Origin of the sequence: Paraburkholderia sp. J67, from assembly GCF_905220265.1 — a bacterium.
Classification (GTDB): Bacteria; Pseudomonadota; Gammaproteobacteria; order Burkholderiales; family Burkholderiaceae; genus Paraburkholderia.
In genome coordinates this window covers 510,096-531,801 of sequence record NZ_CAJMZK010000001.1, presented here as the reverse complement: position 1 = coordinate 531,801, position 21,706 = coordinate 510,096, and the positions used below count along the sequence as shown (strand labels likewise).

Annotated in this window: 22 protein-coding genes; 13 read left to right on the top strand and 9 right to left on the bottom strand. The window is 62.7% G+C overall.

Features of this window, described 5'->3' with window-relative positions; genetic code table 11:
* Positions 1-244: 244 nt before the first annotated feature.
* Both U5782_RS02285 and U5782_RS02280 read left to right on the top strand, forming a co-directional pair.
* Complete coding sequence (locus U5782_RS02285) at positions 245-475, top strand: H-NS histone family protein (protein ID WP_322042242.1); 231 nt, start codon at positions 245-247, stop codon at positions 473-475.
* Between the two features lie 264 nt (positions 476-739).
* Entirely contained in the window at positions 740-1,318 is a 579-nt protein-coding gene (locus U5782_RS02280; protein WP_322042241.1) for an NnrU family protein, read from the top strand.
* A 181-nt stretch (positions 1,319-1,499) separates the two neighbouring features.
* On the opposite strand, the gene pcaG is transcribed toward U5782_RS02280, so the two are convergent.
* Positions 1,500-2,090: a protocatechuate 3,4-dioxygenase subunit alpha gene (gene pcaG / locus U5782_RS02275; protein ID WP_322042525.1), complete on the bottom strand. Its 591-nt coding sequence runs from the start codon at positions 2,088-2,090 to the stop codon at positions 1,500-1,502.
* On the bottom strand, positions 2,090-2,794 hold the full coding sequence (pcaH, locus tag U5782_RS02270; protein WP_322042240.1) for a protocatechuate 3,4-dioxygenase subunit beta: 705 nt from the start codon (positions 2,792-2,794) through the stop codon (positions 2,090-2,092). Before pcaH ends, pcaG begins: the two co-directional genes overlap by 1 nt.
* Before the next feature lie 144 nt (positions 2,795-2,938).
* Here pcaH and pcaQ point away from each other — a divergent pair, with 144 nt between their 5' ends.
* Positions 2,939-3,940: a pca operon transcription factor PcaQ gene (pcaQ, locus tag U5782_RS02265; protein WP_322042239.1), complete on the top strand. Its 1,002-nt coding sequence runs from the start codon at positions 2,939-2,941 to the stop codon at positions 3,938-3,940.
* 13 nt (positions 3,941-3,953) lie between these two features.
* Here the strand turns inward: pcaQ and U5782_RS02260 are convergent, their stop codons facing one another.
* Complete coding sequence (locus U5782_RS02260) at positions 3,954-4,637, bottom strand: XRE family transcriptional regulator (protein ID WP_322042238.1); 684 nt, start codon at positions 4,635-4,637, stop codon at positions 3,954-3,956.
* Positions 4,638-4,964: 327 nt separating this feature from the next.
* Here U5782_RS02260 and U5782_RS02255 point away from each other — a divergent pair, with 327 nt between their 5' ends.
* Entirely contained in the window at positions 4,965-5,168 is a 204-nt protein-coding gene (locus U5782_RS02255; protein WP_322042237.1) for a DUF6900 domain-containing protein, read from the top strand.
* Positions 5,169-5,575: 407 nt separating this feature from the next.
* Positions 5,576-7,075: an aldehyde dehydrogenase family protein gene (locus tag U5782_RS02250; protein WP_322042236.1), complete on the top strand. Its 1,500-nt coding sequence runs from the start codon at positions 5,576-5,578 to the stop codon at positions 7,073-7,075.
* Positions 7,076-7,158: 83 nt separating this feature from the next.
* Here the strand turns inward: U5782_RS02250 and U5782_RS02245 are convergent, their stop codons facing one another.
* From U5782_RS02245 to U5782_RS02235, 3 genes are all read right to left on the bottom strand, one after another.
* Positions 7,159-7,668 carry a metal-dependent hydrolase gene (locus U5782_RS02245; RefSeq protein WP_322042235.1) on the bottom strand — a complete coding sequence of 170 codons (510 nt, stop codon included), beginning with the start codon at positions 7,666-7,668 and terminating at the stop codon, positions 7,159-7,161.
* A 118-nt stretch (positions 7,669-7,786) separates the two neighbouring features.
* Entirely contained in the window at positions 7,787-8,194 is a 408-nt protein-coding gene (locus U5782_RS02240) for a sugar ABC transporter ATPase (RefSeq protein ID WP_322042234.1), read from the bottom strand.
* Between the two features lie 255 nt (positions 8,195-8,449).
* Positions 8,450-9,616 carry a porin gene (locus U5782_RS02235; protein WP_322042233.1) on the bottom strand — a complete coding sequence of 389 codons (1,167 nt, stop codon included), beginning with the start codon at positions 9,614-9,616 and terminating at the stop codon, positions 8,450-8,452.
* 786 nt (positions 9,617-10,402) lie between these two features.
* On the opposite strand from U5782_RS02235, the gene U5782_RS02230 reads away from it, so the two are divergent.
* Positions 10,403-10,933 (top strand): hypothetical protein, encoded by a 531-nt coding sequence (locus U5782_RS02230; RefSeq protein ID WP_322042232.1) that lies wholly within the window; start codon positions 10,403-10,405, stop codon positions 10,931-10,933.
* Between the two features lie 55 nt (positions 10,934-10,988).
* Here the strand turns inward: U5782_RS02230 and U5782_RS02225 are convergent, their stop codons facing one another.
* A complete protein-coding gene (locus U5782_RS02225) occupies positions 10,989-11,423 on the bottom strand; it encodes a hypothetical protein (protein WP_322042231.1) in 435 nt (144 codons plus the stop codon).
* Positions 11,424-11,643: 220 nt separating this feature from the next.
* Here U5782_RS02225 and U5782_RS02220 point away from each other — a divergent pair, with 220 nt between their 5' ends.
* From U5782_RS02220 to U5782_RS02190, 7 genes are all read left to right on the top strand, one after another.
* Positions 11,644-12,345, top strand: a complete 702-nt coding sequence (locus U5782_RS02220; RefSeq protein ID WP_322042230.1) for a CDP-alcohol phosphatidyltransferase family protein — start codon at positions 11,644-11,646, stop codon at positions 12,343-12,345.
* Positions 12,342-13,181, top strand: coding sequence for a 2OG-Fe(II) oxygenase (locus U5782_RS02215; protein ID WP_322042229.1), 840 nt, complete (start codon positions 12,342-12,344; stop codon positions 13,179-13,181). Before U5782_RS02220 ends, U5782_RS02215 begins: the two co-directional genes overlap by 4 nt.
* Positions 13,178-14,188: a flippase-like domain-containing protein gene (locus U5782_RS02210; RefSeq protein ID WP_322042228.1), complete on the top strand. Its 1,011-nt coding sequence runs from the start codon at positions 13,178-13,180 to the stop codon at positions 14,186-14,188. The genes U5782_RS02215 and U5782_RS02210 overlap by 4 nt, the downstream gene beginning before the upstream one ends.
* 26 nt (positions 14,189-14,214) lie before the next feature.
* Positions 14,215-14,994: a phosphocholine cytidylyltransferase family protein gene (locus U5782_RS02205; RefSeq protein WP_322042227.1), complete on the top strand. Its 780-nt coding sequence runs from the start codon at positions 14,215-14,217 to the stop codon at positions 14,992-14,994.
* A 202-nt stretch (positions 14,995-15,196) separates the two neighbouring features.
* Complete coding sequence (locus U5782_RS02200; protein WP_322042226.1) at positions 15,197-16,600, top strand: MFS transporter; 1,404 nt, start codon at positions 15,197-15,199, stop codon at positions 16,598-16,600.
* 158 nt (positions 16,601-16,758) lie between these two features.
* Positions 16,759-18,489: a gamma-glutamyltransferase gene (gene ggt / locus U5782_RS02195; RefSeq protein ID WP_322042225.1), complete on the top strand. Its 1,731-nt coding sequence runs from the start codon at positions 16,759-16,761 to the stop codon at positions 18,487-18,489.
* Between the two features lie 395 nt (positions 18,490-18,884).
* Positions 18,885-19,655, top strand: coding sequence for a helix-turn-helix transcriptional regulator (locus U5782_RS02190; protein WP_322042224.1), 771 nt, complete (start codon positions 18,885-18,887; stop codon positions 19,653-19,655).
* 30 nt (positions 19,656-19,685) lie between these two features.
* Here the strand turns inward: U5782_RS02190 and U5782_RS02185 are convergent, their stop codons facing one another.
* Both U5782_RS02185 and U5782_RS02180 read right to left on the bottom strand, forming a co-directional pair.
* Positions 19,686-19,865, bottom strand: a complete 180-nt coding sequence (locus tag U5782_RS02185; RefSeq protein ID WP_322042223.1) for a hypothetical protein — start codon at positions 19,863-19,865, stop codon at positions 19,686-19,688.
* Positions 19,866-19,917: 52 nt separating this feature from the next.
* Positions 19,918-21,612 (bottom strand): FAD-dependent oxidoreductase, encoded by a 1,695-nt coding sequence (locus U5782_RS02180; RefSeq protein ID WP_322042222.1) that lies wholly within the window; start codon positions 21,610-21,612, stop codon positions 19,918-19,920.
* Positions 21,613-21,706: the final 94 nt, after the last annotated feature.

The following is a 21,706-nucleotide window of genomic DNA, read 5'->3' as shown; positions in this document are numbered from 1 at the left end:
GGGCGGCGGCGGCAAGGTATCATGAGTTCCGCTTGCAGCAAACAGCCGCGCACCTTTGCGGCACATTCTGGCGAGCGGAGCAGTGGACCTCAGATCCCCTCCGAACCGGCCACGGACACCACCCCTGGTCACCTCATCAGTGCAGCAAGGCTTCGCGGCAAATGGCGAAGCCTTTGTCTTTTCAGGGCAGACGATTCGATATCGATCGGCACCTGGCCCTTGGCGATGCGAGAGGAATTAACCGATGTTCGACCTCGACAGTGAGGCGCGCGAACGGCTCATCCTGTGGATTAAACGCCGCATGGACGAGTACGGCATTACGCTCGAAGATCTTGAATCATCAATTGCGGAAAGCGAACGGCTACCGAAGTATCGCGACGCATATGGCAACTCCTGGAATGGAGAAGGCGATATGCCGAGCTGGTTGTTGCGTTATAAGCATGCAGGTCAGGATATCGAGCATTTCCGCTGCTAGCGGAGCGAGCCCCGCCTAGCGCACGGCGGCTCAAAAAAGCAGTCTGTTCTTTGCCAGACATAGGTTTGGCCATTAGCATCTTTTCCGGTATTTTTTAGCGGTGTTTTAAAATACCTTTCAGCGGATATTGCCCATTTAATCAATGGCGCTTCGCCTGGCGCACGTCCCGGTTTGACCTGAAGCGGTTTAAACACGCTCGGGCCCTCGTTGTGCGATCCGCGCGATAATCGTGCTCATTGCGGCTTGTGCTGCAAGGAGGCGTAGATGGCGTTACTGGTCGTGGGTCTCGTGCTCTTCATCGGCGTGCATTCGATCCGCGTCGTGGCGGCGCCGTGGCGCGCCGCGCAGATCGAGCGTTTCGGCTTTGCCGCGTGGCGGGGCGTTTTCGCGCTTCTCTCGATTCTCGGCATCGTGCTGACGGTTTGGGGCTATGGCCTCGCGCGGCGCTATCCCGTGCCCATCTGGCTCCCGCCCTTCGGCATGGCGCATGTGACCGCGCTATTGACCGCTATTGCCTTCGTGATGATGACGGCGGCCTACGTGCCGGGCAACCACATCAAGCGCGTGCTCGGCCAGCCGTTCGTGAGCGGCGTGGCGCTCTGGGCGTTCGCGCATCTGCTCGACAACGGCACGCTCCACGCGATGCTGCTCTTCCTTGTTTTTCTCGTCTGGGCGCTGTTCGAGGTTCGCGCGGGGCGCAGGCGCGACCGTGAAGCCGGGGTCGTCTACCCAGCAGGCACGGCCGCGCGCGATGCGCTGGTCGTCGTCATCGGACTCGTGGCGTGGGCGGTGTTCGCGTTCTGGCTTCATGGCCTGCTGATCGGCGTGCGTCCGTTCGGCTGATCGAAATCCGCTTCACCAAAAAAGAAGCCTGCTCAAGGCAGGCTTCATCAAGGTACAGCTCGGAGTTCCGCGATCAGATCGCAGTGACGGCGATTTTAGGGCCGGCTCATGAAAGGCGCGTGAAAGTACACGCAAAAGTCATGGATCGAATCGATCGGGCCGCGCGGAACGTGTACCTCAATTACAGATCGAAAAACACCGTTTCGCCTTCGCCCTGCATGCGGATGTCGAAGTGATAGACGATGTTGCCGGCCTGTTCGGTGCGGCGTGCGATCAGCGTATTGCGGCGCGCTTCGGGGACCGAGGCCAGCACCGGATCGGCTGCATTGGCGGCGGCTTCGTCTTCGAAGTAAATGCGCGTGAAGGTGTGCGTGAGCATGCCGCGCATCATCACGATCACATTGATGTGCGGTGCCTCGCCAGCGTTTTCGCTGCCCGGTTTCACCGTGCGCACGATAAAGCGCTGCTCGGGATCCGTACCGGTGCCCACGCGGGCGAAACCGCGGAAGCCCGATGCGGCGATCTGCTCGCGCGACTCGGGGTAGTGACCTTCGGCGTCGACCTGCTGGAACTCGAGCATCGCGTCGAACACGGGCTTGCCGTCACCGTCGATCACATGACCCATCAGCGTGATGTGCTCGCCGGGCGTCTTCGAGCCGGCCAGTTCAGCCGTAAACAGGCTCTTGAAGTCGAAGTTGTACTGCTGCGGGCAGAGGCCGTAGGCGAAGTACGGGCCGACGGTCTGCGAGGGCGTTTCCTTGAGTGCCATGATCAACGCTCCGTGGGGGTCTGGTTCGGGCCGCGCAGCACGATGTCGAATTCGTAGCCGAGTGCGTAGCTGTCTTCGGTGGTATCGAGCGAGAAGCGCGAAATCATGCGCTCACGCGCCTGCTCGGGCGTGCCCTGATAGATCGGGTCGAACGCGAGCAGCGGGTCGCCGGGGAAATACATCTGCGTCACGAGACGCGAGCCGAAGTAGTCACCGAACAGCGAGAAGTGAATATGTTGCGGGCGCCATGCGTTGGGATGGTTGCCCCAGGGATATGCACCCGGCTTGATCGTAAGAAAGCGATAACGGCCTTCGTTGTCGGTCACGCAGCGGCCTGCGCCGAGGAAGTTCGGATCGAGCGGCGCATCGTGCTGGTCCTGCTTGTGGACGTAACGCCCCGCTGCGTTGGCCTGCCAGATTTCCACGAGCGTGTTGCGCACCGGCTTGCCGCCGTCGTCGAGCACGCGACCGGTGACGATGATGCGCTCGCCGAGCGGTTCGCCATTACGGGCTGCGTTACGCGTCAGATCATGGTCGAGCGCGCCGAGATCTTCCGCGCCATAGACGGGCGCGTGCAGATTGCGCAGCTTTTCCTTGAGGGGAATCATCGGCAGCGTCGGGCCGCGTTTGACGGAGGAGCGATACGGCGGATAGACGAACGCCGGATGCGAATCGAAGTCGCGCGGCGACAGGATGGACTCGTCCATGGTGGGGTGTCTCCTGGCAGGATTTGTGGGAAGAAGTTTTCTTGCAGCGTGGCGCAAGGTCGCGCTCCGTGCATGCAGCCACTTTATCCAATCCGAAAAGTTATGCAAAATGACGTTTTATCGCGTCTCGTATAACCAATCGTTATGCAAAACCGGCTTGCGGATTCCCGCGTCAAATTTCGCCATCTCCAGTGCTTTCTTGCGGTTGCGCAGTTTGGCAGCGTGCAGCAGGCGGCCGAGAGCCTGTCGATTACCCAGCCCGCCGTTTCCAAGACGATCGCTGAACTCGAAGCCGCGCTCGGCGTGAAGCTGTTCGAGCGCGGCCGGCATGGAGCCGTGCCCACGCGCGAGGGGCAGCTTTTCATGCCGCATGCGAGCGCCTGTGTGAGCGCGTTGCGCCAGGGCGTGGCCTTGCTCGCGCGCGAGGAAGGGGCGGTCGCGGCGACGCTCGATATCGGCGTGCTGCCGACCGTGGCGACTGCGCTCGTGCCCGGCGCGTTGCGCGGCTTCAACGGCGACTGGCCGCGCGTGAGCGTGCGGCTGGTGACGGGGGCCAATGCGGAATTGCTCGAACTGCTGAAGGCGGGGGCGATCAGCTTCGCGGTCGGGCGGCTCGCGGACCCGGAGCGCATGGTGGGTCTGAGCTTCGAACAGCTCTATAACGAGCCGCTCGCGGTGGTCGTGCGCCGCGGCCATCCGCTCGTGCAGGAAACGGGCGCGGCGCTGCCGCTCGCGCAGTTTCCCACGCAGTTCCCGCTGGTGTTGCCGCCCTTCGGCACCTTGATCCGCCAGGCGGCGGACAGTCTGCTGGCGGCGTGGGGCGCGCCGCCGCTGACCTCGTTCGTCGAATTGCTGTCGGTTTCCGTTGGGCGCGCGCTGGCGCTGGAGAACGACGCGGTCTGGTTCGTGCCGTCGGGCGCGGTCGAATACGATCTGCGCGAAGGCACACTGGTGCGCTTGCCGTTGCCGAGCGCGGGCGGCGAGGAACCCGTCGGCCTGATTCAGCGCACCGATACGCAGCCGACGGCGGCGGGGCGTGCATTAATGGACGCCGTGAGGCAGGCGGCGCGGGAGCGTGCCGGATCTCAGGCTGCCGTTGCAGCGAAAAAAGGGCGTTCGCGGGGGAAAGCGAAGCGCGATGTCTGACGCGCGCTGACGCTCACGCAGCCGAAAGTTTCTTTCTGGAACGTTTCGGTTTGGCGGTGGCGGGCGGGGCCGTTTCGGCCCCGGCAACGTCTTGCTCGCCCGGAACGGTCTCGCCGGTGGACATCCAGAGCACCACGGCGTCTTCCTTGCTCGTGGACACGGCGTAGTGGCCGGTGCGACTGTCGAAGTACAAACTGTCGCCGGCCTCCAGTTGGGTAGGCGTATAGAGCTCGGTATGCAGGCAAACGCTGCCGCTGATCACATAGATGAATTCCTCGCCCTCGTGACGCCCCCAGTCGTCGAATGCGTCGACCGAATGCGCCGTGATACGCACGAGGAACGGCAGCATGGCCTTGTGCGCGAGTTCCGTGGCCAGCACCTCCATCTCATAGCCGCGATACGCATGTGGCTTGCCCGCGCCGCGTCGCGTGAGTGCGCGGCGGCCGCCGAAATCCAGCTTCGGCGTGGAGCCGAACAACTCGCCCAGGTCGATCTTCAAGCCGGCGACGATCTTTTGCAGTACGTCGAACGTGGGCGACATCAGCCCGTTTTCGATCTTCGACAAGGTCGAGCGTGACACCCCGCATACGCGGCTGGCGTGTTCGATCGTCAGATCCTGCGTGAGGCGCGCAGCGCGGACGCGGCGGCCGAGGTCCGCGGTCGATGAGGCAGCCGATTGCGTGAGCGTGGTGTCCATAAGCGTGAAGAAGAGGGCAGGTGTTCTGGCACGTTTCCGATCATAGCAAAGCGTCGCTTTTCGGAAACCTCGGCCGAATGGCTAACGTTTGCAATCGAATTCGCAGTTTCGTGCGGTTTTCGGGGCTATTTTGTCGCACGCAGGCCGTTTAACGCTCCGAATTAACAATCCTTGAAGATTGACCTGGATCTTGTCGTCGTCAGAGTTGTCTTTCAATACAGTAAGGATTTGAGTAGAGCCTCGATATGCGTCGCAGGGTCACGTGACGAACCATATGGTGGTGCTTAGTATTGATTTTGATGATGAAAATCAAGCAAGGAGAAGAAAATGCGCGACGAACGTCTCGAATTACTGTTGGCCATTTCACGACGAACGCTCGGTGTCGAGCGCTTTGAGCTGACGGGCAAGCAAACCGCCGACCTCCACCTGGTGAGTTCGGATGACGTCGGTCGCGCGCTCGAATCCGCCTATGACGCAGGGTTGATCATTGGGCACCGCATGGGCCGCGCTGAATGCGTGCAAGAGTCGTAGGCGGCTGATGTCGAAGGATAACGGCGGCGCTAGAGCATGCGGCCGCCGCTCTCTGATGCCGAGGCCTTGAGCTTCGACGTTTCTCTCAGGAAACTTCCGCTGAACTCACAAGGGCTGCCCGGTGTGCCGGGTGGCCCTTTGCATTCGTGGCGCACCTTTGGCGCATCGCGGAGCTCTTTGTTTCTGATCGGAAACACGCGTTATGGCCGCTGTGTTTCTTAAAGGAAACATCCGCTGCGAGGCTCCAATTCGAACCTCGCTGGCTGAAGATAAGCCGGTTGATTCCCGTCACATGGACGTTCCAAGGCATCGGAAGCGTTCGGTCTTTCCCGTCTTGATGCGCCATCGGCCCCCGTGTATAGTCGGTCCACCAAAGTTTGTTTCTTATCGGAAATAAAGGATCGGTCATGGACGCAACACGCATTCTTGCTGACCTCGGCATCTCAGAAGAGGCCGGGTCGGGTGACATCGAGGTGAGATCGCCTATATCCGGCGAAGTGATCGGGCGGGTGGCAAGCCAGTCGGCGCCAAATGTCGACGCGGCGCTGGCGCGAGGGCACGCAGCCTTTCTCCAGTGGCGCAATGTGCCCGCACCGCGTCGCGGCGAACTCGTGCGCCTGCTGGGCGAGCGGCTGCGTGCGCGCAAGCAGGCTCTGGGCAGCCTCGTCTCGCTGGAGGCGGGCAAGATCCTCCAGGAAGGGCTGGGCGAAGTGCAGGAGATGATCGATATCTGCGACTTCGCGGTCGGTCTCTCGCGGCAACTCTATGGTCTGACGATCGCGTCCGAGCGTCCGGGCCATCGCATGGCTGAAAGCTGGCACCCGCTGGGCGTGTGCGCTGTGATTTCGGCGTTCAATTTTCCGGTGGCGGTGTGGTCGTGGAACGCGGCGCTCGCGCTGGTCTGCGGCAACCCGGTGATCTGGAAACCTTCGGAGAAAACGCCGCTCACGGCGCTGGCCGTGCAGAAGATCATGGACGACGCCGTGCGTGAATTCGGCGATGCGCCTGAAGGCCTCACTTCGCTCGTCATCGGCGGACGTGACATCGGCGCGAAGCTCGTGGCCGATCCGCGCGCGGCGATCGTGAGTGCGACGGGTAGCACAGAAATGGGCCGGGCCGTCGGCGTGGCCGTGGCGCAGCGCTTCGGCCGCTCCATTCTCGAACTCGGCGGCAACAACGCGGGCATCGTGGCGCCTACCGCCGATCGCGAACTCGCGTTGCGCGGCATACTCTTTTCCGCGGTTGGCACGGCAGGGCAACGCTGTACGTCGCTACGGCGCCTGTTCGTGCACGAGAGTGTTTATGACGCGACCGTCGAGCGGCTCAAGCAACTCTACGCCAAGGTTCCGATCGGCAACCCGCTGGTGGCGGGCACCTTGATGGGGCCGCTGATCGATTCCCACGCGTTCGAGCGCATGCAATCCGCGCTGCAACAGGCGCGTGCCGAAGGCGGCACAGTGACGGGCGGCGAGCGTGTTCAGGTCGAGGGTCTGGCCAACGGCTACTACGTGCGTCCCGCGCTCGTGGAAATGCCCGCGCAGAGCGCGATCGTCCTGAAGGAAACCTTCGCGCCGATTCTCTACGTCATGAAATACCGAGACTTCGACGAAGCCGTCGCAGCGAACAATGGCGCGGCGCATGGCCTGTCGTCGTGTGTGTTCACAAACGATCTGCGCGAGGCCGAACGTTTCCTGTCGGCATCGGGCAGCGATTGCGGCATTGCGAACGTGAATATCGGGCCGAGCGGTGCGGAAATCGGCGGCGCGTTCGGCGGCGAAAAGGAAACCGGCGGCGGCCGCGAATCGGGCTCAGACGCATGGAAGGGCTACATGCGCCGCGCGACCAACACGGTCAACTATTCGTCGGCGCTTCCGCTTGCGCAAGGCATCGACTTCTCGCTCGACTGATCGACGGGGTGAGACGAAAACAAGGGGGCGGCGCAGTCAAGCGCCGCCCCCTTGTTTTCCTGTGAATTAATTCGGATTGCCAATCATGAGACCAGCCGCCGCAATGACTCGAACGACCAGCTATGCGGCACGCCATGCACGGCGAAGAACCACGCGGCAACCCATGACGCCGCGATCACGATCAGATCGCATCGGCCGCTGCGCCACAGATTCAATGAATGCCGCCGTGCGATCCACGGCACGCCGAGCGGGTTCGGCCAGTCGGCGAACAGGTGCATGACGCCGCCACACGCAAAGCCAAAGACCGGCGCAGCGATCAGCAGATGCCCCAGTTCGTGATAAGACCACAGCAACATGCCGACCCAGCCGATGCCCCAATGCGTGAGCGTGCGATGCGTGATCCAGAGCTTGCGCTTCTTGCGCCACCAGGCGACTTCTAACCAGTCGGGCGCCGTGCCGCCCGCGACACCTGCGATGAAGGATAAAGCGGCCGCGAGGTGCCAGGGGGTATCCGCTCCCGCATGTGTAACGATGGCTGCGGCGATGACACCGGCGGCCCAGCCGGTGGCGTGATGTGCGGACCCAGATGCCATGAAGCGATGTCGTGCAAAATCCAGAGAGGGCGCAATCTTCGCAGATGTGACGACATCGTGACAGGGGCTTTTCGCGAGATTTTCTCTCGCGAGCTGTCGTTAGTTGCAACAGAAGAAATTAAGTCGTGCAACGCGCTACATCGAAGCGCAATTCGGCTTCAGGCGGATCGTCGGAGCTCGACGCACCATGCGTCACACGGATCACCGAACCATAGCCATTCGGTGTGAGCGTAACGAAGTACGAGGCGTCCGAACGTGATCCAACCGAGAGTTCCATCGCCTCGCCATTACGCGATTCGTGGACGCTCGAAATGCGGTCTTCGAGGCAACTCGCGATCGACGAAGGCGAGCGGGCCGACGACGCGTAGATCATCGTTTCGCCATTCGAGGCGGTAGTGGAAGGCGACGATCCGCAGGCAGCGATGAGTGCGAGCGGAAGGGCGGCGATGAGGCGTTGCGTGAGGGTTTTCATGAGCGGCGTGACGAGTGCGAAGCGCGTCGCAACGCGAGGCGCGATGCGGGACACGTGCTTCGAAGTATACGCACGCGTGCGTCGATGCAGGCCCATGCAGACGTAAAAAGATGCAACGGCGCGAGCGCTAGCGCGCATTCGCTCGAACGACAAAAGTTGCCGATACGAAATCGGGAAAACTCGCGGGAAACGCACGAAAAAAAACGCACGTGCGGTCGTGCCACAGGTGCGTTTTGCGGGAGCCGGGCAAGACGGCGGATTGCGCCGCCTGCCCGACGACGCGCGCCGCGAGGCACGCGTCGATGCGCTTTAGAAGCGGTGACGCAGACCGACCGTTGCGGCGATCTGGTTGTTGGTCGACGAGGGCGACAGCGTGTTGATCGCAGCGACGTTCGCGATCGCCTGGCCCGAGCTGTTCACACCCATCGAACCCGATGCGTGCTGGTACACGCCCGCGACATAGACGTCGGTGCGCTTGCTCAGCGAGTAGTCGGTGCCGATCATGACCGTGTGCCATTTCGGGCTCTGGTCGCCGTTGCCCGTGCCGGTCACGGTGCCATCGGTGAACGTGTACGAACCGACGAAGGCGAGTGCCGGCGTCAGGTGGTAAGCACCGTTCAGTTCGAAGTTGTCCATGTGCAGGTTCAGGCCGCTCACGCCGGCGAGCGTCGTGCCGCCGCTCGAGAGGCTCTGCAAGCCGTCGATCTGCGAGTGCGACCACACGAAGCCGACTTGCGCCGGGCCGTAGGTGTAGTTCGCGCCGGCGCCGAAAGTGCGTTGCTGGCGTGCGGAGATGTTCTGGTCAGCCGAGGCCGCGCCGCTCGTGTTGCCGCCCACGGTGCCCGAGTTGTTCAGTTGCAGGTAACCGGCCGCGACGTTCAGCGGGCCGTTGGTGTACGACGCGCCCGCGCTCCATGCGCGGCTGTTCGCGAAGCCGTCAGCCTGGTTCGAGAAGCCGTACAGGCCGCCGAACTGGAGGCCCGAGTAGTTGGCGCTCGAGTACTTGACCGCGTTCTTGATCGAGAACGTCTGGGCGAAGTTGTCGTTATCGAACGGGTGGCCCGCGAGGTTGTTGCCGAAGCCCGCGCCCGCTTCCGAGAGCGGTGCGAGGTACTGGTTCATCGAGTCGTACTGGCGGCCGAGCGTCACGGTGCCGTACTGGTCGCTTTGCAGGCCGACGTAGGCTTGACGGTTGAAGCCGCTGTCGCCGTTCTTGTAGCCGCCGTTATTGATGTTGAAGCCGCTTTCCAACGTGAAGATCGCCTTCAGGCCGCCGCCGAGGTCTTCAGCGCCTTTCAGGCCGAAGTAATTGTTCGACATTGCGCCGCTGCCTTGGGCAAACAGGCTGTGACCGCCCGCGTTGTTGGCATACACGAGGCCTGCGTCGAGCGAGCCATAAAGCGTCACGCTGCTTTGCGCGTGTGCGCTCATTGCAAATGCACCGAGAACGCCAGCGAGGATAAGGGTTTTTTTCATGCTTTTTAACTCCGGACAGTACTTGGGAATCTCACGGAATACGATTGCCTGGCAATGGCTTCCGTGGTCTGACGATTCGAAGCGAAGTGTATTCCGGCTATTCCGCTGATTGCTTTTGTTCGACGCAACAATTCTTTCTGAAAATTGTAATAACCGAATTAATGTCTGTAAGTGTTTGCCTGTAAAGGTATTTTTCTTAATCGTGAGAGATGCGACAAAATGTGACAATCGAGATTTTGTTGCGCAGGTGCGACGGCTTTGCAGCGATTGTGCGGCGGAGAGTTGGCGTGATTGCGTGATTTTTACGGGATATTTCTGCTGTTTTCTGAAAGGTACTGTTCCAGATTATGCGATCTACACGTGGCGAGTGTGGCGGTACAATTCGCTCACCCCTTGACCAAGGGTGGTCTTTTTTCATCTGTTTTACGCGGCTCTCGGGCCGCGTTTTTTTTGCGTCACTCAAAAATCATTATTAGTTCAATTTGATGCGCGAAAGACAGTATTGCGAAAAACGAAATGAGACAATTTGCCACGCGTATGGCGGACCTGTTTGGCGTGATTCCAGAATCGAAAGTCATTCGATTGAATCCTGAATTCCGGGCATTATTCGGTCATTAAAATCCTGATTCGAAGGGCGCTTTCTGATGGATTTTTGGCGGCCTGCGCGCGCACGTCGTAGCGGCCATGCGCGCCTGGTGTGACCGCCGCCCCGGCGCTTGCGGGTAAAATCCTGCCCCTGCCCGTGAAAAAACGGGCAGGCCCGCAGAACCCGATGGAACCCGCCACATGACCAACGCCTCCTCCGCCACCTCCCCCGACGACTCCCTCGATCCGACCGCCGACGATGCACATTCGCCCGACGTGATTCAGGAGCCGCGCCTGTGGCACAAGGACGGCTGGATGGCGCGCGTGATCAAGAACGAAGACGACGACGGCTGGGCCGTCGAGATGATCAAGGACGGCGAGCCCGAGCCCGCGCTGGTCGGACCCTGGACGATGGGCCGCGACAAGAAGAATCCGAAGCCGCTCGACACCTCGGCGTTCAACACGCTCGTGAAAACCGCGTCGGAAGTCCTGCGCCGCCATGAACAGCAACTGCGCGCGCTAATGCACAAGCGGCTCGGCGTGCGTACCGACGACGGCGATATCGACGTGACGCTCGACATCGTGCCCGACGAGTACGAGCCCTACGCCGTGCTCACGGCGCTCGACGCTTTCGGCGAACAGATCGCGCAGGTGCGCGTCGCGCCCAACTTCAAGCTGACCAAGGCGCGCGCCGAATCGTGGGCCGAAGGCGGCTTCGGGCGTATCGAGTAAGCGGCTGCGAAACAGGTCCGATCCGTTTCACGTTCGCTAACGGTTACGCGGTAACTCAGTCCTGCTGGCAGAAGATGGCAGTCAGGAGCGGCCCCGCGTGATGGACGATGGCGGTATTGCCGACCGCGTCGAGCGCCGCCTGGACCTTGGCCTGCGTGCCGACCACCACCGCACCATAGGCCGAACGGGCGATCGGTTTGCCGTCGCCGGTCTTGAAGATCGGGTCGTTCTGCTGGAAACCCACGATCGCAAACACGCTGAAGCCGTAGGCCGTCATGCGCTGACCGTGCGCGGGCCAGAAGGCGTTGATCGAGTTGCTTTCGACGCGCATGGGTTTCCCATCGATCAGTTTCTGATCGATGAGCCCCGAAATGAAGTCGTGGGCGGACTCCTTGCAGGTCAGGGAATCGTCGAGCGCGGCGGCGTGACCGGTAAGCGGTACGAAAGGCAGCGCCGCGAGCAGCAGGGCAGCGAGGGAAAGACGTTTCATCGGGATTCTGGCGATTGGGCAGCGTCAGCGCCGCGTGTGGACGCGACGCCGGAGCCGGTGCGAAGGGGTGCACTGTACGCGGGTTCGCGCGAGTGTGCTCTCGGCCTTGCGTCGGGCGACTTGCTGGAATCGTTTGTTTTGACCCCGATCTCCATTTTCATTCCGATCCAATTGTAGGAAACCCTGCAAGTTTTCTGGAAGCCGTATATATTTCCCGGTTATGACTGGAAAAGACAAATCTGTAAAAACGACACCTCGAACGGTGCCGTTGCCGCGTACATGGGACGCGCGCGCGGCGCGCTGGCTCGTGACGCCGCTCGTTTCAACCCGCGTTACCCCGAATCATCTGACCACGCTGCGCCTGCTGATCGGCCTCGCCGGTGCCTTCTATCTGGCGCGCGGTGATTTTCTGTACGCCAATATTGGCGCATTTCTGATCGTTTTGTCGAATTTTGTCGATCATACCGACGGCGAACTCGCACGAATCAGCGGGAAAACCAGTCGTATCGGCCATTTCTACGATCTCGCCGCCGATGCGGCCACCACGATCCTGCTGTTCTTCGGCATGGGCTACGGCCTCGGTGTGCAGGCGGCGGGCACGACTGCGGCCGAATGGCACGTGCCGCCTGCCGTGCTGGGCGCTATCGCCGGGGTGGCGGTCGCGGTAATCTTCTTCCTGCGCATGCGCATCGAGGAAATGGCGGGCAAGGCCGGCACCCAGCAGGCCTTCGCCGGCGGCTTCGAGACGGAAGACGTGCTCTATCTGTTGCCGCTCGTCACGCTCACCGGCATCGCGTCGCCCTTCGTCATGGCCGCGTCCATTGGCGCGCCGCTGTTCGCCCTCTATGTGGTGTTCGATTACTGGCGCGTCACGCGCCGCGTGGCCGGCAAGGAAACCAGTCAGGTTTGGATCAGCAGATGAGTTTGCAAGCAGAAGAAGAACAAGTCGTCATGGGCGGTGCACGCAGCGCGGGCGGTCAGTCCGCCGCAGCGGCAGGCGCGGCCGACGCCTCGATTGGCCGCGCCCTGGGCGGTCTGGACTCGGCGCGTCTGCGCGACGAGTACGTGAATCAGGGATCGTTTCTGTATCTCTCCGAATTCCTGCCCGCCGACGCGACGCAGCGGCTCATCGACGCCGCGAATGCGTTGATGCCCGAGGTCAACCGCAATTTCATCCCCGGCCATAAGGCTGGCGGCAGCGTAAGCAGTCATACGATTGACCGCCTCCAGCCGTATATCGCCGAGCTGTATCGCTCGCCGAAGCTGCTCGCCTGGCTCGAAAAGATCACCGGCGACAAGCTCCAGCTCTCGCCCGAGGACGATCCTCACGCCTATGCGCTGTATTACTACACGCGCGCGGGCGATCACATCGGCTGGCACTACGACACCTCGTACTACGACGGCCGCCGCTACACGGTGCTGCTGGGCGTGATCGACGACTCGTCGTGCATTCTCGACTACGAGTTGCACACGCGCGACGAGAACAAGCCCGACGAACCCGGCGCCGTGCAATACCCGCCGGGCGCGCTCGTACTGTTCGACGGCGACAAGCTGCGCCACCGCGTCACGCCGAGCCGCGAAGGGGAGGTACGCGTTTCGCTCACGTTCGAATACGTGACCAACCCGAACATGCGCCCGTGGCGGCGTTTCATCTCGAACATGAAAGACGCGATTGCGTACTTCGGCTTCCGGCAGGTGTTCCGCAAGGCTTTCCAGTCCGTCCGCTCCGGCGGCGGCAAGGCCGGAGAACGGGCGTGAGTCGTGTCGCCATCCTGCTGCTGTCGATCGGCACGGCACTCTTCATCGCATTGCTCGCCTGGCAGGGGCTCGGCTCGATCACGAGCACGCTCGCGGCTGCAGGCTGGGGCCTCGCGCTCGTCGCGGCGTTCCATATCGTGCCGCTCGCGCTCGACGCCGGTGCGATCGCGGTGATGTTCCGCAAGGGCGAGCGGGTCGATCAGCGCGACGCGCTGCTCGCGCGCTGGAGCGGCGAAGCCGTGAACAGCCTGCTGCCGGCTGGCCAGATCGGCGGCCCGGTCGCGATGGTGCGTCAGCTTGCGCAGCGCGGCATGGCCATGCGCGACGCGGCGGCGGCCATCACCGTGAGCACCACGTTGCAGGCCGTCGCGCAGATCGTGTTCGCGGTATTCGGCATCGCGCTCTTTTCCGCCTACGCCGCCAACGGCGCGCCGCGCGATCTCGGCCTCGCGGCGATGATCGCCACGGTCGTGCTCGGCGGCATGATCGCCCTGTTTTACGTGGCGCAGCGCCGCGGCCTGTTCGGCCGTCTGCTGCGTCTTGCGTCCAAAGTGTTCGGCAAGCGCGACTGGTCGTCGCTTGCCACGCGTGCCGACGCCATCGACGCCGCCGTGAAGGAACTCTACGCCGAGCGCGGCCGCGCGGCGGCCAGCTTCGCGCTGAGCCTCGCGGGCTGGCTTGTGGGCACGGCGGAGGTGTGGCTCGCGCTGCACTTCCTCGGCCATCCGGTTGGCTGGATCGACGCGCTGCTGCTGGAAAGCATCGGCCAGGCGATCCGCGGTGCGGCCTTTGCGATTCCCGGCTCGCTCGGCGTGCAGGAGGGCGGTTATCTGCTGCTCGCGCCGCTCGTCGGCCTGCCGCCGGAGGCGGCGCTTGCGCTTTCGCTCACCAAGCGCGCGCGCGAAATTGTGCTCGGTCTGCCGGGCCTTCTGTATCTGCATTTCAGCGAACGTAGCTGGCAACGCCGACGCGCTCCGCGTGTCCCCGCTGTCGAAATCGCCGATTGACCTTTTTCTCCCAAGGAACGTTGCGCATGCGCGCCATCATTCTCGCGGCAGGCCTTGGCCTGCGCCTTCAGCAACGCGCTGGAGAACAGTTTCCGAAATGTCTGCTGCAATTCGAGGGCGTGTCGCTGCTCGAACGCCATTTGCAGTTGCTCGAATCGGCAGGCGTCACTGAGGTCGTGCTCGCGCTCGGCTTCCAGCCTGAACTGGTCGAAGCCGAACTCAAGCGCATCAACTGGCCGCACAAGGTCGAAGTCGTGATGAACCCGCGTTTCGATCTGGGCAGCGTGCTGACCGTGCATCGCACGGCCGAGGCGCTCACGCGCGGCGGCGACGTGCTGCTGATGGACGCCGACGTGCTTTACGACGAGCGCGTGTTCGCACCGCTCGTGGCTGGCGAGGCGCCGACCAACCGTCTGCTGATCGACCGCGACTTCGAGGCCGGCGATGAGCCCGTGAAGCTGTGCCTGCGCGACGGCGTGCCCGTCGAGCTGCGCAAGCAACTGGCTGTGGGCCTGCAATACGACACCATCGGCGAATCGGTTGGCTTCTTCCGCCTGAATGAAGCGACGGCGCGCCGCTTTGCGCAGATCGTGGAAGGCTACGTCGATACGGGCCGCGCGAACCTGCCGCACGAAGAAGCCCTGCGCGATCTGCTGCTGGAGCGCGGCGCCGAATTCGAAACGGCCGATGTCACGGGCGCACCGTGGATCGAGATCGACTTCCCGAACGACGTGACGCGCGCTGCCGAACAGGTGCTGCCGCAACTGACGCCGGTCGCGAGCCGCTTGCAGCAAACGGCTGAGTGATCGCACAGCGATCAACGGTTGTGAAGTGAGTTTGCCGAGGGCCGTCGAAAAGGGCGGCCCTTTTGCATGGGCGCTCGCCTGTGCGGCGTGTGCGGGCTATGCGAGCGCACCGCTTCATCTGTTGCCAAAGCCCCGCTTTCTGCAACACGGTGCCATAATGGCAGCTTTACGCCATCAGCCGCGCTGATAGTCGTTCCTGCCCATGCCACTAGCCCTCGGCGCTTTCATCGTTCCGCTCATTGTCGCGTGCTCGATGTTCATGGAGAACGTGGACGCGACCGTCATCGTCACTTCGCTGCCCGCGCTGGCCCGCGATCTCGGCCAGGATCCCATTACCCTGAAGCTTGCCGTCACGAGTTATGTGATCGGACTCGGCGTGTTCATTCCGATCTGCGGCTGGGTGGCCGATCGCTTTGGTTCACGCAATGTGTTCCGCACGGCTATCGGCATCTTCATGACAGGCTCGCTGCTGTGCGCCGCTTCGCGTTCGCTCGAAATGTTCGTGGCCGCGCGCTTCGTGCAGGGTATTGGCGGCGCGATGATGGTGCCGGTGGGGCGCATCATCATCTTCCGCTCGCTGCCGAAATCGGACTTCATTCGCGCGATCAACTATCTGACCGTGCCCGCACTGCTCGGTCCTGTCGTGGGGCCGCCGCTCGGCGGCTTCATCACCACGTATCTGCACTGGCGGCTGATTTTCTTCGTCAACATTCCGATTGGCGTGCTTGGCATCTGGCTGGCGAACCGGCATATCGCGAACATGCACGAGGAGCATCCCGGCCCGCTCGACTGGACCGGTTTTCTGCTCTCGGCGGGCGGCGCTTCGTTGTTCATGCTGGGGCTTTCGCTCGTGGGCGGCGAACTGGTTTCCAATGGGAAAGCCGTGACGATGTGCGTGATCGGTGCGCTCCTGCTGGGCATCTACTGGCTTTACGCCCAGCGTGCCGAACGGCCCGTTCTCGATCTGAAATTTCTGCGCATTCCGAGTTTCAACGCAAGCGTCGCGGGTGGCTCGCTGTTTCGTATCGGACTCGGCGCGGTGCCGTTCCTGTTGCCGCTCGCGCTGCAGGAAGGGCTCGGCATGACCGCGTTCGCCTCGGGGGCGATCACCTGCGCGTCGGCGTTCGGCTCGATCTTCATGAAGTCGATCGTCTCGCGCGTGCTGGGTCGTTTCGGCTTTCGTCGCACGCTGATCGTCAATGCCGCGCTCGCGGGCGCAGCCATTGCCGTGTATGGACTGTTCTCGCCCAGTACGCCCATATGGCTGATCTGGCTCGTCGTGCTGGCGGGTGGCATCTTTCCGTCGCTGCAATTCACGGGCCTCAATTCGCTTGCTTATGCGGATATCCCCAGCAAGGACATTGGCCGCGCCACCAGCGTGGCGAGCGTGATCCAGCAGGTGTCGCTCGGCCTCGGCGTGACGATCGCGGGGATCGTGCTGCAAGTTTCGCATCGGCTACAAGGGCATCCGACCATTGTGTGGTCCGACTTCTGGCCGGCGTTCTTCGTGGTCGGACTGTTCTCGGTCGCATCGATTCCGGTCACGCTGCGCCTGCCCGCCAACGCGGGCGACGAGATCGCACGCGGACGGCGCGGCAAAGCTTGAGCGAGGCGCAGTCGATCGGCGCGGATCATCGGTATCGGCGGATGGCCGGATCGCAAACGTATGGCGTGCGTGCTATAAGCGTGGAAGCCGGGTCACAAGCCCGGTGAAAGCTGACCAGGAACGCGTTAGACGATGAACCGAATCATGGAGGTTGCTCAATGAAGCTGGTTGATAGAACGAAAATTTCCGCTGCCGCTCTCGCACTTGTTTCACTTTCCGCTTTATCGGCGGGCTTTCTCGAAGCCACGCCTGCCTTCGCCAAGGACACGCAACAACGTCCCGCCATCCTGACCGCTTCGGCGGTCGCCGTCGCCGACAAATACGCGGCCGACGCCGCCGAGCAGATCTTCAAGGAAGGCGGTAATGCCGTCGATGCCGCGGTCGCCATTGCGTTCTCGCTGGCCGTGACTTACCCCGAAGCCGGCAATATCGGCGGCGGCGGTTTCATGACGCTCTACGTGAACGGCAAGCCGTATTTTCTCGACTATCGCGAACGCGCGCCGCTGGCCGCCACGCGCACGATGTATCAGGACGACAAGGGCAATGTGATCGAAGGCAAGAGCCTCTACGGTTACGACGCCGTGGGCGTGCCGGGTACGGTCGAGGGCATGTGGGAAGCACAAAAGCGCTTCGGCAAGCTGCCCTGGAAGCAGGTGCTGCAACCGGCGATTCACTATGCGCGCGATGGTTTCGTCGTCGACGAGCAACTGGCGAAGCGTCGCGACGACTCGGCCAAGGATTTCGCCGGCAAGACCAACTTCGACCAGTATTTCGGCGACATGAAAGTGGGCGCGACCTTCAAGCAGCCCGATCTGGCGAATGTGCTCACGCGTATCGCCAATCAGGGGGCGAAGGACTTCTACGACGGCAAGACGGCCGATCTGATCGCGGCCTCGATGAAGGGCCACGGCCTCATCACGAAGCGCGATCTTCAGGAGTACAAAGCCGTCTGGCGTCAGCCGGTCGAGGCGAAGTGGAACGGCTATGAGGTGATCACGGCGCCGCCTCCGAGTTCGGGCGGCGTGGGCCTCGTGCAACTGCTCAAGATGAAGGCCGATCTCGCGCCGCAGTTCAAGGACGTGCCGCTCAACTCGCCGCAATACATCCACTTGATCTCGGAGATCGAGAAGCGTGTGTTTGCGGACCGCGCGCAATATCTCGGCGACCCCGACTTCTACAAGGTGCCGGTCGCGCAGCTGACCGACGATGCCTACATTGCGAAACGCGCCGCCGACGTCGATCCCGACAAGCCCTCGGACACGCAGAGCGTGCAACCGGGCCTCGGCACCTCGATGCCGGAAAAGGCCGAGACCACGCACTTCTCGGTGGTCGACAAATGGGGTAACGCCGTGTCGAACACCTACACGATCAATGGCTACTTCGGCTCGGGTGTCGTGGTGCCGGGCGCGGGCATCGTGCTCAACGACGAAATGGACGACTTCTCCGCGAAGCCGGGCGTGCCGAACATGTTCGGCGTGGTCGGCAGCGACGCGAACGCCATCGCGCCGAAGAAGCGCCCGCTGTCCTCGATGACGCCGACGATCCTCACGAAGGACGGCAAGGTGTCGCTCGTGATCGGCACGCCGGGCGGCTCGCGCATCTTCACGTCGATCTTCCAGGTCATCAACAACATCTACGACTTCCAGATGCCGTTGAAGGACGCCGTCGGCGCGATGCGCTTCCACCATCAACTGCTGCCGCCCAACACGATCTTCTGGGAGCCGTACGAGCCGATCGACGGAGAACTCGCGAAGAGCGTCGAGGCCAAGGGCTATACGTTGAAGGGGCAGAACTTCAATGGCGACATCCAGGCTATCCGCGTGGATGGCGATACGCCTGAAGCGGCCGCCGATCCGCGCGGGCGCGGTGTGACGCGTGTGGTGCAGTAAGCTGAGCCGACGTTGGTGGTCGAAGCTACCGGTTGCATGCATAGCTCGTTGCCGATGGGAAATTTTTGCCTCGCAAGTTTTCCCGAAAAGCACCGGTTTCAGGGCATATGCTCAATGCATGACGAAAAGCTCGCATGCGATGCGCGTTTGTCCTCTTTATTGAGGACTTCAACAGGTGCTTCATCGCGTAGGATGCAAGCTCCGGTGACGTGAAAACCTAGCCGGCGTGTGTTTTCGTGGGCGGCCTCGGCCGCCCATTTTTCTTTATTCTCCTGATTTTCCCGCAGTGTTGCGTGCCGGCACGCTGCCTTGTAGTCGCCGAATTCGCTATATAAGCTATAACGATTTTGGCCGCCCCTTAACCGCCGTTCCGACGCAGGCACTTCCCCCCGCGCATGTATCTGACAAGCCGCGAACTGGCGTTGCTCGCCGACGTCTTCAAGGTGCTGGCCGACCGTACGTTGCCGGAGGACGTGCTTCGGCTCGAAGTAGGGCGGCGCATGCTCGATCTGCTGCGCGCGGATTTTCTGGGCTCTTACGTGTGGGACGACGCGCAGGGCATCTTCACGAACCGCGTCGCCATCAATATGTCGCCCGACAATCTCGGGGACTACGAGCGCTATTTCCAGTATCGCGATCCGCTGACGCCGCGCCTGCAGCCTCACCGCGAAGCTGTGCGCGTGACCGATGTGATCGCGCACGACGAACTCGCGCGTACCGAACTGTTCAACGACTTTCTGCGCCGTGACGGGCTCTACTGGGGCATGAATCTGTTCGCCTGGGAGGGCGATGCGAACCTGGGCGATCTGCGGATCTGGCGCGGCGAGCATCGGGAGAATTTTTCCGATCACGAACGGGCCTTGCTCGACATGATCCGGCCGGCGTTTACGGCGGCGCTCGCCCGCGCACGCCACGAAGCGGGTCTGGTGAAGGCACCACCTGCTGACGCGGTGGTGCCGGATGTCACCGAACTGATCGCACGCCTCACGCGGCGCGAACGCGAGGTGGCCACCTTGGCCGCCGACGGGTTGCTCGACAAGGAAATCGCCGAGCGGCTGGGTATTTCCTATACGACCGTGCGCACGCATCTCGACCGGTCGTTTCAGAAACTGGGGGTCAGCAATCGTTCGCGTCTTGCGCGATTGCTGCAATCGGCACGGCGTTGACGATCGGAAACCCGGGCGATGCGCGAGGCGTCAGACCGGCATCTCGTCGCGGGCCGCGTCGATCAGACCGAGCGCGGCCTGTGCATCGTCGATGCGCTCCACGGCGAGCAGCGCGAAACGCGCGAGAAAAAGCGGCGCATTGGCCTCGCCCAGTTCGGTCATGGTCTTGCACAAGCGCGTGTAGACCGCGTCGAGTTCGCTGTCGGTCATGGCGTTCTCCTGTCCTGTTCTGTTGATATCGTTGAGTTCGCAACGGTGTGCGTTACGCGTGCAGTGCGTGATCGAGAGCGTCGAGCGCATGCTGTGCCAGTGTGGTGTCGCTGCCTTGCCAGCGGCCGAGCACGTGGCCGTCCGGCCGCACGAGATAGAGCGTGCGCGATGCCGCGCCGTACATCGGAAAGAGCCGGCCCGTGTGGTCCCAGCCGCAGTGACGTGTGACGTCTGCGGGCGCGCGCTGCGCGAGTGGGACGAGCTTGAGCGGCGTGGCACACGCGGTTTCGAGCGCAGCGACGGCAGGCGGCACCGCACCGTCGATACTGAAATAAAACGCCGTGAAATGCGGGCCGATCAGATCGGTCATGTGGCCTTCGCGCGCACCGTTGTCATCGACGATCGTGAGCGGGCATTCGGGCAGCACCGTGCCGGGCGCGGGGCCGCTCGCGAGCGGATCGGAGACCGCATTGAGCGGGGAGTCCTTGTACGAGATGGCCGAAGTCTGGCGCGGGTTGATCAGCGAGCGCACGCCGGGATGCCGGGTGGCGAGGCTCAATACCGCCGTGCGCATCAACTCGAACGCGAACGAGGGCGGCGCCATGAATTCGGTGCTCTTCGTGCCGTAGCTGAGGTTCTCGTGGGCGGCGAACACGCGCTCGTCGGAATAGCTGTCGAGCAGGCTTGCATTCGCGCGGCCCTGAATCACATAGGCCAGTTTCCACGCGAGATTGTCCGCGTCGTCGATGCCAGAATTCGCGCCGCGCACGCCGAAGATCGGCACGAGATGCGCGGCGTCGCCCGCGAACAGCACGCGGCCATGACGATAGCGCTCCAGCGTGAGCGCATTGGCCTTGTAGATCGTGATCCAGATGGGCGACCACGCGGCCGTTTCGCCCATCATGTCGAGCAGGCTCTGCACGCGCGGCATCACGTTTTCGGGTTTGACAGCCGCTTCCCCGTCTTCGCCGTCGCGCAGTTGATAGTCGATGCGCCAGACGTTGTCGGGCTGCTTGTGCACGAGCACGGTCGAGCCGGGATTCGACGCCGGATCGAAATACGCGAGGCGTTCCGTGGGGCGCGCGCTGTCGAGCAGGATATCGACGATCACATAGCGGCCTTCGTAGCTCGTGCCCGCGAGTTTCAGGCCGAGCGCGTCGCGCACGGTGCTGCGTCCGCCATCTGCCGCGACCAGCCAGTCCGTTTGCGCTGTGTAGTCGCCGGCTGGCGTCGAGAGCGTCAGCGTCGCGCCTTGCGCGTCGTGCTGCACCGAGGTCACCTTCGTACGCCAGCGAATGTCGATGAGGTCAGCGTGGCGCTCGGCCGCATCGAGCAGGAATTGCTCGATGTGATATTGCGCGAGATTAACCATCGGCGGCAGCTTCTGGTTTTCGTCCTGCGGCATCGTGAAGTGCAGCACTTCGTCGTGACGATAGAAACTGCGCCCGCCGGCCCAGGGCAGCCCCTTGGCGAGAAAGCCGTCGAGTGCGCCCAGGCGTTCGATGATTTCCAGGCTGCGGCGCGAAATGCAAATGGCGCGGCTGCCGTGGCACACCGATTCGTCGGCCTCGATCAGCACCGAACGCACGCCATGTTTTGCGAGACCCAGGGCGATGGCGAGGCCCACCGGCCCGCCGCCGACGATCGTGACCGCGTGGCGCTGCGTTTCGCGGCCATCGACGCAATCGGGAACACGGGCGTCGTACTGCTTCGCCTCGAAGGGATAGGGCTTGAAATCGACGCTCATCGTGCGTTGTCTCCGATCGGAAATTATTGTTCGCGGATGGAAATCCAGCGGCATTGCCGGGAGTATGGCGCGCGTGCGGCGTGGCGCTGTCCTC

Coding starts and splice junctions, on each gene's coding strand:
- U5782_RS02285 (WP_322042242.1), top strand. CDS start 245: ATGTTCGACCTCGACAGTGAGGCGCGCGAACGGCTCATCCTGTGGATT.
- U5782_RS02280 (WP_322042241.1), top strand. CDS start 740: ATGGCGTTACTGGTCGTGGGTCTCGTGCTCTTCATCGGCGTGCATTCG.
- pcaH (WP_322042240.1), bottom strand. CDS start 2,794: ATGGACGAGTCCATCCTGTCGCCGCGCGACTTCGATTCGCATCCGGCG.
- pcaQ (WP_322042239.1), top strand. CDS start 2,939: ATGCAAAACCGGCTTGCGGATTCCCGCGTCAAATTTCGCCATCTCCAG.
- U5782_RS02260 (WP_322042238.1), bottom strand. CDS start 4,637: ATGGACACCACGCTCACGCAATCGGCTGCCTCATCGACCGCGGACCTC.
- U5782_RS02255 (WP_322042237.1), top strand. CDS start 4,965: ATGCGCGACGAACGTCTCGAATTACTGTTGGCCATTTCACGACGAACG.
- U5782_RS02250 (WP_322042236.1), top strand. CDS start 5,576: ATGGACGCAACACGCATTCTTGCTGACCTCGGCATCTCAGAAGAGGCC.
- U5782_RS02245 (WP_322042235.1), bottom strand. CDS start 7,668: ATGGCATCTGGGTCCGCACATCACGCCACCGGCTGGGCCGCCGGTGTC.
- U5782_RS02235 (WP_322042233.1), bottom strand. CDS start 9,616: ATGAAAAAAACCCTTATCCTCGCTGGCGTTCTCGGTGCATTTGCAATG.
- U5782_RS02230 (WP_322042232.1), top strand. CDS start 10,403: ATGACCAACGCCTCCTCCGCCACCTCCCCCGACGACTCCCTCGATCCG.
- U5782_RS02225 (WP_322042231.1), bottom strand. CDS start 11,423: ATGAAACGTCTTTCCCTCGCTGCCCTGCTGCTCGCGGCGCTGCCTTTC.
- U5782_RS02220 (WP_322042230.1), top strand. CDS start 11,644: ATGACTGGAAAAGACAAATCTGTAAAAACGACACCTCGAACGGTGCCG.
- U5782_RS02215 (WP_322042229.1), top strand. CDS start 12,342: ATGAGTTTGCAAGCAGAAGAAGAACAAGTCGTCATGGGCGGTGCACGC.
- U5782_RS02205 (WP_322042227.1), top strand. CDS start 14,215: ATGCGCGCCATCATTCTCGCGGCAGGCCTTGGCCTGCGCCTTCAGCAA.
- U5782_RS02200 (WP_322042226.1), top strand. CDS start 15,197: ATGCCACTAGCCCTCGGCGCTTTCATCGTTCCGCTCATTGTCGCGTGC.
- ggt (WP_322042225.1), top strand. CDS start 16,759: ATGAAGCTGGTTGATAGAACGAAAATTTCCGCTGCCGCTCTCGCACTT.
- U5782_RS02190 (WP_322042224.1), top strand. CDS start 18,885: ATGTATCTGACAAGCCGCGAACTGGCGTTGCTCGCCGACGTCTTCAAG.
- U5782_RS02185 (WP_322042223.1), bottom strand. CDS start 19,865: ATGACCGACAGCGAACTCGACGCGGTCTACACGCGCTTGTGCAAGACC.
- U5782_RS02180 (WP_322042222.1), bottom strand. CDS start 21,612: ATGAGCGTCGATTTCAAGCCCTATCCCTTCGAGGCGAAGCAGTACGAC.